This is a genomic window from Bacteroidota bacterium, from assembly GCA_034439655.1.
Classification (GTDB): Bacteria; Bacteroidota; Bacteroidia; order UKL13-3; family UKL13-3; genus CANJUD01.
This window is the reverse complement of sequence record JAWXAU010000013.1, coordinates 1-15,305: the sequence shown is the minus strand read 5'-3', so window position 1 is coordinate 15,305 and position 15,305 is coordinate 1. Positions and strand designations below refer to the sequence as shown.

Genomic DNA, 15,305 nt, shown 5'->3' with positions numbered 1-15,305 from the left:
GGTTCTTAAAAGCGGAAATGTTGGAATCGGTATTTCTTCTCCAACAAATAAATTAGAAGTGAGCGGCACCACTAAAACCACCAACTTACAAATGACAAGCGGAGCAACCAATTCCTATGTCTTGCAAAGCGATTCAAGTGGTAATGGTGCATGGGTTAACTCGCTTACATCAGTTGGTGCCTTGAGATATATAGGGTCAAGTTTTCTGAGTAATAATGCCGGCAATGGAGGAACGGGTACGAGTGAGGGTACTTCATCAAATCTTAAAAATATATATATTGGATCAAGTTCAGGATCGGGAAGCACTAACGGCGATTTCAACGTGGCTATTGGGAGTTTTGCCTCACGATATAACAGCACAGGTTATTATAATTCTTCACTGGGGGCATATGCCTTATCTACCAATACTACAGGTTATGGAAACACTGCGATAGGTACACTGAGTCTTAGATTGGATTCAACCGGGCAATATAATGTGGCTGTAGGCTCAAGAAGCTTGGAGAATAATGCAAACGGCTCTAACAATACTGCAGTTGGATATGCAGCCGGATATAGCAATTTAGGTAGCGGCAATGTATTTGTTGGCCAGGAAGTTGGGTTTTATGAAGCGGGCAGCAATAAATTATATATTGACAACAGCAATACTACGATTCCACTTATATATGGAGATTTCAGCAACAATCACCTGACCATAAATGATAGTCTTACTTCAAAATATATTCAAATGACCAATGGTGCCATTAGTGGTTATGTTTTGCAAAGCAATACAAGCGGTAATGGTACTTGGGTAAATCCAACAACCCTTGCAAATGGCAATTGGACAACCAGCGGCAACAATCAATATTCAGCGTTAAGTGGCAATGTGGGCATAGGAGTAACCTCGCCGCAGGCATTGCTCGATATTACAGGCACCAATGCGGGTACAAACTCGTTGCTGCTACGCAGTGGAAATGCCAATGGAAGCACTTCAAGCAATCAAATGTTACTAAGCTATAATGGCACTACCAACTACCAACACGCTATTAAGTCACGCCATAACTCTAGTTCTACTACTGGCAACGCTATTGATTTTTATGTGTGGGACCACGGTACTGATGCTACAACTACAGTAGGTACTCAACAGGTAATGACAGTAGCCTCTAATGGAGTAGGTATTGGCACCACATCTCCGGTTTCGGCATTAGACTTTAACGGAGCCATTGGCATGAAAGCCAAAACGGGTCTGGCAGCCGGTACCACCAATCCTGACAATACCGGACAGATTTGGATATATTCTTCGGGTACCGGCACCATCACACTACCCACAGCAAGCACATGCACAAACAGAACCGTAGTAATTATTAATCAGACAGGTTCTTCAAGAACCATCTCACCGGGATGGAAAGATTTGGTCACTAGTTCACAAACATCTTTGGGAAGCAGTGTGGCATTGTGGTTGGTTAGCGATGGCTCAAACTGGCTGCAGATAAAATGATAAACAAATTTGAACCATTAAATATATATCATGATGATACACTGAGCTTAGTTTACTCTGAAGAAGCAAAGTGTCGAAGAGTTGTAGAATCTTTCTCACCTCATGTATATTTTCAAAGTCATATAACCCTAATCCTAAATCTCAACCCCCTCGCAACAATGAAAAAAATCATATATATATTCGCTCTACTTGCAAGTTCAGCATCAGCACAAACACTCACCAACAATGGAACCGTGTTATATATATCACCCGGCACAACACTTTCTGTTTCAGGCAGTGTAAGTAACACTTTAGGAACGCTGAATAATAGCGGCACACTCAGCACAACCGGTAATTTTACAAATGCTGATGTTTATACCGGGAACGGCAAAATAGAACTCACAGGCAGCAGTCAGCAAAGTATTGACATGGGAACAAGCCCATTATATAACTTGGACGTGAACAAAGGAGGAAGTATTGTGGTTCTCAACAATGATATGACGATAACAAACTATATAGATCTAACAGGAAACGGGAACTATATACAATTGGGAAATTACAATCTCAATATGCAAAATGGTTCTGTGTTCACGGGTGCGGGAACCCAAAGCTTTGTGGTGACTGATGGTACAGGTAAACTTTTACAAAATGTAAGCGGTGGTTCGGTCGTTTTCCCCGTTGGCTCTGCCTTGGCAAGCTATACACCTGCCACACTTGCAAATACTGGAACCTCGGATGTATTTGGTATTCGTGTGCTCGACAATGTATATAGTTCATATAATAACAATGGCGTTCCGAGTGGTTCCCCGCTCAGCCCAGCCCAAGAAGTGAACAAAACTTGGATAGTGGATGAGGCCACAACAGGAGGCTCCACTCTAGCACTTACTTTTACTTGGAACACGGCCAACGAGGGCGGAAGCTTCTACCGAAGCAATTGTGCCATCGCCTTGTTCAGTGGCGGAAGTTGGCAAGCAAATACAAATGGGGCTGCTGCAAGTGGAAGTAATCCTTATAGTATTAGTCGCAGTGGGCTTACCAATTCATTTGCCAATACACCTTTTGGCATTGGTGGCAATCCTAACTCTCCTTTGCCTGTAACTTGGCTTGGTTTTACGGCCACCAAAAAAGGCAATGATGCACAACTTAACTGGAGCACTGCCACCGAATACAACAGCAGCCATTTTGTGGTGCAACGAAGCTTGAACGGAAAAGACTTTGAGGATATAGGAAATGTGAAAGCAGCGGGCAATAGCAAAAGTATAAGTAATTATAATATACTTGACCCAAATATTATTGCATTTGCCGACAAAGGAATAACAACTTTATATTATCGCCTTGCACAGTATGACTTAGATGGACAGATTAACTATAGTATTGTTCGTAGTATATATATCAATAATGAAAAATCAATTACGCAGGTAAGCCTGTATCCCAACCCCTCTAGTGGAATGAGCTATTTGTTTATCGCATCAGAAAGTAGTGAGCTTGCCTCCATCCAAATTACGGATATAACCGGAAAACTAATATATAAAGACAATTTGAACCTTAATGCACAAGGAAAGCTAGTAGAATTGGGCGGCGAAAACCTCGCTAAGGGTATATACGTTATACAAATAGAACAAGGGGGACAAAGGCAGGTACTTAAATGGGTGCGGGAATAGTACAAGGAAATAAGTATATCGCACTTGCTACCCGCGGCTTCGGCTGTTGCAATATAAAAAACCCTTGAGTGAATGCTCAAGGGTTTTTATGTTTATGAATATTATTATTTCCATGACTGAATTCATGGGCTATGCAAGGGGCTCAGTGTGGGCTGAAGAATAATCTATTCACTCAACAACCACCACCTTATTCATCACATCGCCTTCGCGTATGCCATCAATTACATCTAAGCCATCTATTACTTTACCAAATACGGTATGGTTGCGATCGAGGTGAGCCGTATTATCGCGGCTATGGCAAATGAAAAACTGTGAGCCGCCTGTGTTGCGACCTGCATGGGCCATGCTTAATACTCCGCGGTCGTGGTATTGGTTGTCGCCTTTTAGTTCGCAATCGATTTTGTAACCTGGGCCGCCACTGCCTGTACCTGTGGGGCAACCTCCCTGTATTACAAAGTTAGGGATAACGCGGTGAAAAGTTAGGCCATCATAATAGCCTTTCTTGGCTAGGTCGGTAAAATTTTTAACGGTGTTTGGGGCATCTTTTTCGAAGAATTCAATCTTCATAGTGCCTTTGTCGGTTTGTATTTCTGCGTACATAGTTTTTTAATTTGCGTGCAAAGTTAATGGTGAATGGTAAAGGTTAGTTGCTTATGTCAAAATCTCCCTTTCTACTCATTCATTTTGCAAAGTCTAAAATTATATTCATTGCCATTAAGCCTAACCTTAATAAAATATATACCATTAGCCAATGAGGGTATTGCGGGTATTTCAATATTGTTTAAACCTACGTCTATATTCATTGCCACAGGAACAATTACCAGCCTTCCTGCTTGGTCGTGCACCTCTATGGTAAGTTTACCTGCTCTTGAGCCTGAATAGTTAAGATAGGTTTGACCAGAAGTTGGGTTGGGGTAGATGGATAAGGTATTCTCTGCTTTTGTAGTCTCCAATCCAGTAAGAACTATTGATTTTGAAGTTTGGATAGCACAGGGTGTATTCTTAGTTACAGTGAGGACTACCTTATAGCTGCCAAAAGAACTATAAAAGTGCGAAGGACTCCGCTGGGATGAGTTTGATAAGTCTCCAAAGTCCCAGAAGTAATTTGATTGGGTGGTATCTGTTGGCTGATAGAAGACCAGCAGTGAATTGGTGCTATATGAAAAACCAGCATTGGTACTTTTGTATATATCAACCCGCACAGTATCAGTCGCTGAGCATTTACCTTTATCTGTAATACTTACTGCATAATTATTGCTCTTGGCTGCTGAAATAATTTGCGTGGTGTCGCCAGTACTTTTGCATTGGCATTTGCACTTGGTGCAGTGCAAACGTACGATGATGATGGGAATGTATTGCCCGACAATGTCTTTATGGTTGGTCCAGAAATTATCTTCCATTGGGTTCCATGCTGTGCATTGGTATAGCCATTTGGTGGTACTATTTTATATATAACAGAGTCGCCGGTACAGAAATAATCGGGTAAAGAAATAGTGCCTAACAAGTATTTGCCCTTAAAAGCACCAAAGCTATCAATTGCACAACCTTTGGGTTTTTGACTAAGCGTATCGAAAACAGCGGTATCAAAAGCAGTGCAATCTGAAGGGTTATGAAAGATGTCTATTATAATAATTCGACATCTACAACCAAAAATCATATATAGTTGATATAAAGTCTCACTAGAGACAAGATATAGAAAAGACAATCATATAGACAATGCCAAAAGTACCTTCAGGGAGGCGGTTTCAAATCTCCAAATCAATATTGATGTCCCCACCATCCACAATTGATTTTTCTTGTGTCATTATAATAAAACAACAGCTATATAATTGTGTATGAAGAGCATCATATTATTTAAGTATCCCATATCATTTTATTGAGGTATATATTTAATATTACTTTGCACTATAATAAAAGTCAAACAATCTATAACAAACTTAAAGAAAATACAACTATGAAAAATTTAATCAGCATGTTTATATTATCAGTAATAATGATAGGCAATAGCAACAACATTTCGGCTTACGCACCTATGAATAGCCTAAATCATTTCTCGCCAAAAAATAATATAAGTTCTGAGCCCCCCAATGAAACCTTAATAAGCTCTACTGCCGAACAACAAAGTAGGGAGGTAAACATACACTGGACTGCAGCAAGCGACCAAATATATTACCACAATATGCTTGAAATATTGACTCATGGTAAAGATTATTTTGAAATTGAAACCATAAAAGGGAATGAATATAATAGCAATGCAGGCGAGCTCCAATATACATATAAACAAGCCTTAGCAAATATATTATATTATAGAATAAAACAAGTGGACATTGATGGCAATAGTAAGTATTTAAAAACAATTAAATCAGAAACAAAAAAGCTTGGCTTAGTTAGTAGCGTAAAATAAATCCCAACCTGTGAACAATATCGCCGACGTGTCCTTTACACTGTTGGAAAACAGTGCCTATACACTTACCATTACCGATGGCATCGGCAGGGAGGTTTCCACACAAATGGGTACGGGCAGGGTTGGCAATAATATAATTTCCATAACTGTTGAAAACCAATTTGCAGGTACTTATTATATATATCTTACAAGCTCAAACGGCATTGCACAGGTATCCCAATTTGTTAAAGTAGAAGATGATGGTAAATGATACCCGCCGCCGCGGGTTTAATGGTTCCCGCCACGGCAGGATTAATAGTTTTTCCAAACTACTTACGACTTAAGACTTTCTACTTACTACTTTCTACTGACCGCCGCGGCGGGGCTGACTACTGACTACTTCTAAAGAGTAAACAAATCCTGTATATAATACTTCGTGCCTTTTATGCCACTGGCAGCATCTACTATATCGCCGGGGGCGGTGTGCAGGCTATGTATATAATCGTGCTCACTGGTTTCGCTGCTTTCTTTTTTGGCCTGTGCTTCTTCCTCCGTTTTGTGGGGATATACTTTTACTATTTTAGCACCTTGCACATCGTGCGGGTTAGTAACCATAAACAGATAATACTGGTATCCTTTGCCTACCAAATATTCTAAATGTGTTCCGTTGAATTCTAAGTTTGTCATATATATATTCAATTACGATTTTACGAATTACAAATTACGCTTAGCTAATTCTTAATTTGTAATTCACATTTAAATTAGGCTAGGCTTGCCATGGCCTTGTTCACGCCTGCCTTCATTTTGCTAAATATTATTTTTTTTAGTCTCTCATGGGTTTGGCTTAGTTTATCGAGGCGTTGATGTAATAGTTTCAATTTCTCGAGGCTCTTTTTTGCCAAACACGCAATCGTTCACTTGCATTAGGTTCAACGTTTGGAATGGGATAAAGGTTTTTAAAAGTTTTTTCCCCGCATGATGTGGTTTTTAAAACAAAGTAAACACTTTTCTCCACTACCTAGGTGGCACTTCTAACTTTTTTTCGCAAAACCACATACTATGTGGAAATGCAAAAGCACTTTTTGCCGATAACGCAGAATGTGTGGGCGGACTAAAAAAACGACGACAGATTGTGTGGAATCAGTATGAAAACAATACCTCAAGTTTGTAACATTAAAACAAAGCATATATATATAATAATAACCCATACCACCATGAAACAATTTATCGCCATAGTTAACAAATATTTCACATTTATATATTTTACCGTTTGGATTATATGTGTCATCGTTGCATTTTCTTCCTGCAAAAACAGACCCACGAAATCCAACTTATGCATTACTGGCAAAATAAGTGAAAGTACGACTGGAAATAAAATAGTAGGTGCCGATATATATATAATGGCCACAGAGCATGATGGCACTGCACCTTTACATTACCCTGTTGCAGAAATACAGAGCAAAGCAAACGGCTGTTTTTCTATTGAGACCGCTGCCGTTGAGGATATAGATTATAACTTAGAAGTTCGTGAAAAAGGCTATCAACATTATGCATCAGCAGGACTTCAATTCAATAGTAGAGTGCAAAATTTTGTAGACATCAAACTAATTAAAAACAAGAAATAAAACTATCATGAACAATATCAATCTCCAAATTTGCAAAATTATACGACCCCCTCCTTGATTTTGTGAAACAGAAAACAATCAAATACATTAAAACTTAAAATACAATCAACATGAAAAATTTAAAATATCTTATTATAATACTTGTATTGTCATTCTCGATAATAACTGGGTGTAAACATAAACTAAATGATGGTATGATACATATTACAGGTCGTGTAGTTACGCACGGAACTGACACTGGTGTCGAAGGTGTTCCCATTTATTTGTTGACCAAGGATTACAATCAATATCCTACAAGCAGTCAAACGGTAGCTAACGTGTATAGTGAGGCTAATGGTTTCTATCATATTAGTGCGGTTAAAAACAATGATTTGTATTATACGATACAATATGGTATAATTATGAATATAGATGTGAGACTTTTTGATCCGCGTGAAGGTGTATATAATGATATCATTTTGCAATATTAAATTTATCATTATACAAATTTATAGTGGATAATTTCTCATACTTGTTATTGAAGAATTATAAAAAAGCCTCCTGTCATAAAAAACAATTCAACGAAGCAACCATCTCTAATTGACAGGGTAGATATGGACTTCACTTAAATAAAAAACAATCATGAAAAAAATAATATTTAGTATAATAATCGCCCTATTCTTTGGGCAAAAAGCAAAATGCCAAGTTGATACATTGGCAGAAGCGAAAAAAGAATTAATCAATATATTATCACATTTGGACAAATCAAAAATTCCGACAGGAATGCTTATGGACAGAACCTTGCATCCCATTACATTGGCCAACTTTGATGGTGATAGCGATGAAGTTATATCATCAGCACGTATGTCTTATCTGCACTCAAAACTAAATGAAATGTCTGTAAATGGTAGTGCATTAATTTCATATGATAGTATGCTAGTACTGGCCAATGATATGGATAAGCAAAATATTAATCCCATAATTATATATAACTATAGATTCAATTATATCAAAGATGATGCGTTCACAAATCATTCACTTGATACCAGCAATGGATATTTAGAAGATGTGGTTGGAAACAATGTAAGTCCATACGCTGAAAGCCGCATTTTTACTGGCACACCGCGTTTTTGTTCTTCTGGTTCCGACACATCAGTCAGTTTTTATTTAGGAAAAGAATTTCTGCTAACAAATAATCTTGCAGATTCAAGTAATATCCAAATTGATTTTGGTGACGGGCAAGGCTATAGGACTATGGCTTTAGGTGCTACATTCACTATTAACTTTCCCAATCAAGGAGTTTTCAATGGTGATATTAAATTATATGATGCGGCCTCGGGAGTGACATTCCACACTCGTATTATATTGCATATAGCAGGAAAACTATCATCTTTACCTTTTAGTCCACAGTATGCGGATATTAAAGCTTCTATTGCTTTTAAAAACCTATATGCTGAAGGATTGTATGTATATACTTTTGGTAAAGGGAATACTTCGGGCTGCTTTAAAAAACCTCTTATTTTTGTAGATGGGATTGACTTTGGAACACCAGACAGACCTCATGGAGCAACAGACAGACCTTGCATTAATGGAAAATGTGGTAATTTAGGATATATTGATATTGCAACGGGTTGGTATAATGGGATGGTCAATGCGACGCAAACTGCAATTGTATCACAAGACCCAAGATGGGGTGAATTTCAATTAGGGCCTACTTTACTCGAAAAACTACACAATGAGGGATATGATGTTGTTTTCCTCGATTTTAAAGATGGGGCCACTTATATGCAGGCTAATGCAATGGTATTAGTAGAATTAATTAATTATATAAATGCTAATAAATGCAGTAAAGACGAATTGGTAGTGCTAGGTGCTAGCATGGGTGGGCAAGTTACAAGGTATGCATTAAGTTACATGGAAAAGAAAAATATGAAACATTGCGTTCGTTCGTCTGTATATTTTGATTCGCCGCACAAAGGATCCAATATTCCCATTAGTGTGCAATTATTTATGCAATATTTCACAAAGTATAATACTGATAATTTATTTGCGGATGCAGTGTCTACCTATAAACACAAACTAACACGACCAGCAGCATTTCAATTACTAAATAATTCACCCGAGGGGACTACAAGTTCAAATGGGGCAGCGTATGGCCCTCATCAATTGAGATTGGATTTTATGAACGATTTGACAAACAATTTAGGAAGCTATCCAAAATATATCAGGAGAGTAGCAGTTAGCAATGGAAGCGGTGTAGGAACCTATAATGGCATTGCAAACGAAAGTACATTGGCAGAGTTGAAAATACCATACTCTACTAATTGGTTAGCAACTGGTTGGGCCGGACAAGATAATATCTTTAAAGGTATAATGGTCGGACTTTGGCGTTCTGCCTTGTATATACCTGCTATAGTTTTTAATGGCGGAGCTATCAAATCAGAGATGAAAGCAACTTCAGGTGCTGGAAGTGGTAGATATAGAATATTTATGGGTGATGCAAATAGGTGGAAAAATAAATTAGAAGTTGATTGGAACAATAGTATTAATCCAGGTTATGAAAATGCACCGGGAGGATTAAACGATGCGGTTAAATCTTTCAATGCTCTTGCAGGAATTGGGGGAAATATAAAACTACAAATCTCTAAAGCAAATTTTGCAAGTAGCTGCTTTATTCCTACTAATAGTAGTTTGGCATTACTTACAAATGATCTTTACGCATCTGCTAAAAATGAAACTCAAAATTCTGATTACCCAAATCGCAGCAAATATGCATTTGATGCTTACTATGCACCCTCTAGTCAATACGAATATACTAGCCAACTTCATGTTCAGATGACCAATTCCAATATTAATTGGTTAATTATGGAACTTCGCAGAACCTGCAACCAATTATCAACATTGCCTAAAAAAGTAAATTATATGGATGCGAATGAAGTTAGTTATTCTCAGACCTGTAATACATATAATTTTGGCACTCATTTCAGACATATATTAAACGACATTGAAGTAAATTCAGATGGAATCTTGCAAGTGAACAAATATGATTTTGTTAATTATAAAATTGCTGGTGATGATTGGAATAAAAGAGACGAACAGAATTTTAAAAACACTTCTTTTGAGCTATATACATCAAATTGTGGTAGTGAAGTTTCCATAAATAACGGCGGTACCTTTACTATTGGAGACAATAACAATATTCCTAACAACAACAAAGGTATTGTTAGAATTTCAGAAGGCAGTAATCTATATTTAAATTCTGGTAGCCATTTATATATATATAGTGGAAGTACCTTAATTATAGAAAAAGATGCTACATTGTTTGTAGAAAACAATACTGATATATATATTGAAGAAGGTGCTACTATTGAGATTAAGGGACGTTTGTACTTGTCAAACAATGCCATCTTTAAACCCAACGGTGCCGGACTTGTTATATTTAACAATGCTAATAATACTTTTGGGATAGCCGCCAATAGCGGCTCAACAATTGAATTTAAAAGTACGACTAATGAAACAAAACTAGAAATAAGTGGAGCAATCACAATTCCTAGTCAATTAGGAATGTTTAAGGTGGATGGTGCCATAGTTGTAGCTAATCAATCTTCTGTTTTTAACATATTCGCTCCCGTGTATTTTGAGAATGCTACTTTCAAACCTTCAACTTCAAACATAAACAATAGCTGGAAAGGAATAGTATTTAACAATCAAACCGACAATCAAATTCATATAGATCATAGCAAATTCTATAATGCTACAACTGCTCTAGATTTCTCAAGTGATTATGCACTGTCTAGTCCATCATTCTATCTTGATGAATTCTATAACAATACCTTAGCCATGAGTATTCACGATGCTGGTTTTACGCTGAACAATTGTATATTTCAAGATAATGCAAAAGCTCTCAATGCAAATTGGATTACCATGACTTCTACATTATATGGTTGTAAGTTTAAAAATAATAATATCGGTATTGATTACCGCGGAAATATTAATGCTTTATTACTATTGAAAAATAATAATATAATAGCTTCCAATGTATATATTGTGTCACCTTCATCAAATCCATTCTTAGTGACCCTTAAGTGCAATAAGTTTACAAGTACAGATATAAATATAGATTTTGCCAGTGTAAATTTAAGTTCCACTACCTTGCACAATACTTCTGATTATGGAGGATTCAATATATTTAAAGAATCACCACTGGGATTAAATAATGTCAATAATTTAAATTTGAAGGCTGGATTTAATGACTTTATAGCAACTAGCGGTTTATACATTAATGCAAGTGTTACCAATGCCAATACTGCTTCATCATCACAATGTAACAATAATTATTTTGACAGAATAAATGGCGGTGCTTACCCATTACCTAATGGAATTACCTCGAATACCTATTTTGGTAAATTAGCTATTAGTTATAAAAATTCTATCAATCAGGTTACATCTAATTATAAGCTATTCGGCACCTTGGCGTCACAGCAAAATGGCGGATGCCAAGCAGGTGGTGGAGGTGGCTTTGCCCCAAGCATCGCACAAACAGAAAATAATAATTCCGCCACCTTTACAAAACTATACCCCAACCCTACCACCGAGCAATTGAACATCGAAATGGCTGTGAGCGAAAATGCCAGCCAAATACAGGTGATAGATATGCAAGGCAAAATGGTATGGAATGCACAAGTGGCCGCGGGAATTGCACTATATACTATGCCTGTAAAAGAACTACCCGCAGGTGTATATATGTTAATGCTAAGCCACGACAGCAAAGTGGAGAAATTGAGGTTTGCGAAGCATTAGTAATAAAATATACCGCAAGGAACACAAAGTTAACGGCAAAGCATGCGAACAGGTATATAGCGAACTTTGTGTTTCCTTCTGCGGTTTATTAATAAAGCATAAAAAAATTATTACACAAAATAAAAGGCTAATATCGCTACAAAAAATGGGGCCTGGAAAGCCCCATTTTTATTTAAGGGCAAGTACCCAAAAATAGACCCTATTTTGCGAAAATTTCAAGAATACTGCAATCATTGAATTTAGAGATGGCAGAGTTATTAAATCAAAAATACTTGCTTATGATTCCAACGCTATTATAATACATAGAATTGTGAGAAAGGAAATACGCGACACCGCGGATACGCTTTATTATACTGAAATAGAAAAAATAAAATTGTTAACCATCCCACATCCTTTCAAATATACAAAACGTGCTATAGCAATTGGGGCAACAGCAGGGGCAGTGGGAGGAGTAATAGCTGAACATCGCATTAAACCCAAACCAAAATCATCGCCACAGTCCAATTCCAACTCTATAATCAATCTCAATGTTGACTATTATATTAAAGGAATGGCAACTATAGCCTTCACTTGCTCAGGAATTTCCTACGGAGCTTTGATAGGATTAATCACAGATCTTATTATACCTAAAAGGAAATATGAAATTAATGGCAAATTGGAGCACTTTGAAATCTTTGTAAAAGCTCTTAAATAATATAAACAAAATGTACGAAAACATGAAAACTATAGTAAACATTATTACCATTGTGCTAATCGCAAATAGCGGCAGCCAAGCACAAGAACTTAAACCTAAGAAGGTGCAAATAGAGTTGCGAGATGGCACCATAAGAAAAGCCCAGCTACACTAGTATACCACTGATGCCATTGCAGTGAATAAGATAATGAGAGACAGTATGCTTGGTGAAACAGATACGATATTATATATAACTATTGAAAAAATAAATATGCTTCGAATTTATAACCCCAATAAATATACAGTAGGAACTGGAGCCTTAGGATTGGTGATGGGTTATGCAATAGGACGTGCAAATTAACCACCAATTGACCCTAAAGGCTGGAATATTTTTAGCGGACATACTACATGTATTGGGTCTAGTGTAGGTTTTTGCTTCGGGCTCACTTTTGGTTATATTGCAGATATAGTAACCAACAAAAGCTCATTTATGATACAAGGGAAGGAAAATAATTTCAAGGATTTTGTGGAAAAATACAAGATCCCAACTTCTTAAGCTACTGGGGTAAAGTAGCACTTGTATTGGTTTGAAAAACACGACACGCCCAAAAAAAACAAACCCCAACACTTTTCAGCATCGGGGTTTGCTATTTGAAACTATGAACTACAATTTATAATTTCTCGAATCTGTAGGTTTGAGTTTGTGTCGTAATTGCGTCTTTTACTACCAGCATATATATACCTTTCGACAGTGCTTCGATATTGAGTTCCTGTCTGTTTCCGTTGGTGTTTTGTATATATATGGTTTTACCTTGCATATCGGTTATGCTCAATTGATATTCGCAGCTATTGCCCATCAATATATTTAAGTGGTCGGTGGCGGGGTTTGGCCAAATACTTATTTTAGCCAAAGTAGATTCACTGCTATGCAATGCTTTCACTTCACTATATATATAAGTATTGTTCGCATTTACTTCTTTGAGGCGATAATATATAATTGCAACTCCTATTTGTTCCCATATATTTTTATCACCATATATATAATTTGCTGTTAAATTATTTGTTGCTTGTTTTGTGTTCACCACCGTCCAGTGTCCATTGCCTGTAAATGGGTCGCTTAAGATTACTAAACTAGTTCGTGGCACCAAGTCCGGAATCCGCTCCCGATAACTATTAGGAGCGATGGGTGACCTAACTAAGAAGAAGACCTTTTAAAAAAATGTTTTGTATTTTAGTTGAATCTCACTACTTTCGGCACTTATAATCTGAGGGCAAAAAGTGAATTAGAAAAATCATATAGTAAATATCTCCATGAATATTTTTAAACCCTATACCATCATCGAAGAATCAAAAACATCCTTGCATTTGGGGCTCTCATCGGCAAGCAAAATAACAAGCATACTTACTTATCGGGTCTTACGTTTGTTTTTGATGGTGATGTTGTTGGGGGTGGTTTATTTTGCTGCGGGTATGCCCACCAAAATTTATATAGGTTTGGCAGTGATATTTATTGTAGCCGTTTTCATGCTATTTGCCAATATTCCAAGCGATATTTATTTTGGAGCTCATGGATTAGAAATACGGGATTTTAAAACATTTAATACAATATCCAAAACATATATTTTGCAAGATAAATCTCATATCAATTTGGCAATATATAGAGGATGGCGTAGTGCAGGTGCTTACTATAAATTTGTATTGCGTGACAATAAAAAAATTACACTTTTCAATTTACCTATCGTAATAAGTTTTGATAAGGAGAAATTTAGACAAGTGAATCAAAAATTAACGCGGCTCACGCATTTGAAAATTGAGGATGATTTGGAGAAAATGGAATAATATCTTTATTGTGATATATATTTTTTACATTTGCACTTGATAATCTCTAGTATTATATTAACTAAACAATGACCTTCACATGAATATTAAACTTGCAATATCAATACTCCTTGCTATGTCCCTTAGCAGTTGTGGGCTCATTCGCAATACTCCAAAGAATTTGTTCAATGATGGTTATTACGTGCAAACCAATGATGGATCCAAACGCCATGTATATATTGAAATCGAAGACGAAATATTAAGAATCCATCAAACAAAAAAAATTAATAAGCTAGTTATTGTTGACACCAACGTAAGTATTGAAGTATACCCCAAAGAATTGAATACGGTGAATAACAAAGTGTCTGTTTTTAACAAGAACAGCTTCGACATCGACTTCCTAACCATGCCACTAAAATATAGACCTTCCCAAAAAGGAGTTCCATCGCAGCTTAACACAAATTTAAATGGATCTGTTTATACAGGTTATCGCACCGACAAATATATAGTAAGCTATGCAACTAACCCACTCAACAAATCTGACAGGACAATAAACCATTATGGTTTTTCTTTTGGATTTTTTGGTGGTTTAGGCAACACAGCTATCACACCCACTACTACCAATAACCATCTCACCACAGAATATGATGGTGTTATATTTACCAAAGGAACCGCAGGCATTATTGCTGTCAACAATTTCACCGTTGGTATTGCAATTGGACTGGACAACCTACTCGACAATAATAACAAATTTTGGGTTTACCAATCAAAACCTTGGTTCGGATTTGCATTTGGATTAAACTTAAATTAACCTTATTAAAGCAAAATTTGAATAAAATAAACCAACATGGGAATCGTGTTTCGGAAATTATAGCTAAACTAAATGAACATGCGGATAAGGGAACAACGTATG

Annotated in this window: 17 protein-coding genes; 12 read left to right on the top strand and 5 right to left on the bottom strand. The window is 36.8% G+C overall.

The annotated features are described in order from the left end of the window. Positions 1-1,474: hypothetical protein (locus tag SGJ10_01020; protein MDZ4756704.1), on the top strand; the 1,474-nt coding region annotated here is incomplete at its 5' end. A gap of 158 nt (positions 1,475-1,632) precedes the next feature. Next, the gene (locus tag SGJ10_01015; GenBank protein MDZ4756703.1) at positions 1,633-3,114 is read left to right on the top strand and encodes a T9SS type A sorting domain-containing protein; all 1,482 of its coding nucleotides are present in this window, start codon (positions 1,633-1,635) and stop codon (positions 3,112-3,114) included. Positions 3,115-3,282: 168 nt separating this feature from the next. Here the strand turns inward: SGJ10_01015 and SGJ10_01010 are convergent, their stop codons facing one another. Further along, positions 3,283-3,714, bottom strand: coding sequence for a peptidylprolyl isomerase (locus tag SGJ10_01010; GenBank protein ID MDZ4756702.1), 432 nt, complete (start codon positions 3,712-3,714; stop codon positions 3,283-3,285). Positions 3,715-3,785: 71 nt separating this feature from the next. Next, positions 3,786-4,514, bottom strand: a complete 729-nt coding sequence (locus SGJ10_01005; GenBank protein ID MDZ4756701.1) for a PKD domain-containing protein — start codon at positions 4,512-4,514, stop codon at positions 3,786-3,788. A 554-nt stretch (positions 4,515-5,068) separates the two neighbouring features. Between SGJ10_01005 and SGJ10_01000 the strand changes: the two genes are divergently transcribed. Further along, positions 5,069-5,518: a hypothetical protein gene (locus SGJ10_01000; protein ID MDZ4756700.1), complete on the top strand. Its 450-nt coding sequence runs from the start codon at positions 5,069-5,071 to the stop codon at positions 5,516-5,518. A 10-nt stretch (positions 5,519-5,528) separates the two neighbouring features. Further along, complete coding sequence (locus SGJ10_00995) at positions 5,529-5,768, top strand: T9SS type A sorting domain-containing protein (protein ID MDZ4756699.1); 240 nt, start codon at positions 5,529-5,531, stop codon at positions 5,766-5,768. Between the two features lie 131 nt (positions 5,769-5,899). Here SGJ10_00995 and SGJ10_00990 read toward each other — a convergent pair whose 3' ends face one another. Beyond that, entirely contained in the window at positions 5,900-6,184 is a 285-nt protein-coding gene (locus SGJ10_00990) for a hypothetical protein (protein MDZ4756698.1), read from the bottom strand. Between the two features lie 74 nt (positions 6,185-6,258). Continuing rightward, positions 6,259-6,399 carry a hypothetical protein gene (locus SGJ10_00985; protein MDZ4756697.1) on the bottom strand — a complete coding sequence of 47 codons (141 nt, stop codon included), beginning with the start codon at positions 6,397-6,399 and terminating at the stop codon, positions 6,259-6,261. A gap of 312 nt (positions 6,400-6,711) precedes the next feature. On the opposite strand from SGJ10_00985, the gene SGJ10_00980 reads away from it, so the two are divergent. The 6 genes from SGJ10_00980 (at position 6,712) to SGJ10_00955 (ending at position 12,935) form a co-directional block, all read left to right on the top strand. Further along, the gene (locus SGJ10_00980) at positions 6,712-7,122 is read left to right on the top strand and encodes a hypothetical protein (GenBank protein MDZ4756696.1); all 411 of its coding nucleotides are present in this window, start codon (positions 6,712-6,714) and stop codon (positions 7,120-7,122) included. A gap of 110 nt (positions 7,123-7,232) precedes the next feature. Continuing rightward, positions 7,233-7,592 (top strand): hypothetical protein, encoded by a 360-nt coding sequence (locus SGJ10_00975; GenBank protein ID MDZ4756695.1) that lies wholly within the window; start codon positions 7,233-7,235, stop codon positions 7,590-7,592. 151 nt (positions 7,593-7,743) lie between these two features. Next, positions 7,744-11,901 (top strand): T9SS type A sorting domain-containing protein, encoded by a 4,158-nt coding sequence (locus tag SGJ10_00970; GenBank protein ID MDZ4756694.1) that lies wholly within the window; start codon positions 7,744-7,746, stop codon positions 11,899-11,901. A gap of 310 nt (positions 11,902-12,211) precedes the next feature. After that, on the top strand, positions 12,212-12,595 hold the full coding sequence (locus SGJ10_00965) for a hypothetical protein (protein ID MDZ4756693.1): 384 nt from the start codon (positions 12,212-12,214) through the stop codon (positions 12,593-12,595). 10 nt (positions 12,596-12,605) lie between these two features. Continuing rightward, positions 12,606-12,749: a hypothetical protein gene (locus SGJ10_00960; GenBank protein ID MDZ4756692.1), complete on the top strand. Its 144-nt coding sequence runs from the start codon at positions 12,606-12,608 to the stop codon at positions 12,747-12,749. Between the two features lie 21 nt (positions 12,750-12,770). After that, on the top strand, positions 12,771-12,935 hold the full coding sequence (locus SGJ10_00955) for a hypothetical protein (protein MDZ4756691.1): 165 nt from the start codon (positions 12,771-12,773) through the stop codon (positions 12,933-12,935). A 310-nt stretch (positions 12,936-13,245) separates the two neighbouring features. Here SGJ10_00955 and SGJ10_00950 read toward each other — a convergent pair whose 3' ends face one another. Continuing rightward, positions 13,246-13,719 (bottom strand): T9SS type A sorting domain-containing protein, encoded by a 474-nt coding sequence (locus SGJ10_00950; protein MDZ4756690.1) that lies wholly within the window; start codon positions 13,717-13,719, stop codon positions 13,246-13,248. A 166-nt stretch (positions 13,720-13,885) separates the two neighbouring features. On the opposite strand from SGJ10_00950, the gene SGJ10_00945 reads away from it, so the two are divergent. Together SGJ10_00945 and SGJ10_00940 are read left to right on the top strand one after the other, a co-directional pair. Beyond that, a complete protein-coding gene (locus SGJ10_00945; GenBank protein ID MDZ4756689.1) occupies positions 13,886-14,413 on the top strand; it encodes a hypothetical protein in 528 nt (175 codons plus the stop codon). Between the two features lie 79 nt (positions 14,414-14,492). After that, on the top strand, positions 14,493-15,203 hold the full coding sequence (locus SGJ10_00940) for a hypothetical protein (GenBank protein ID MDZ4756688.1): 711 nt from the start codon (positions 14,493-14,495) through the stop codon (positions 15,201-15,203). Positions 15,204-15,305: the final 102 nt, after the last annotated feature.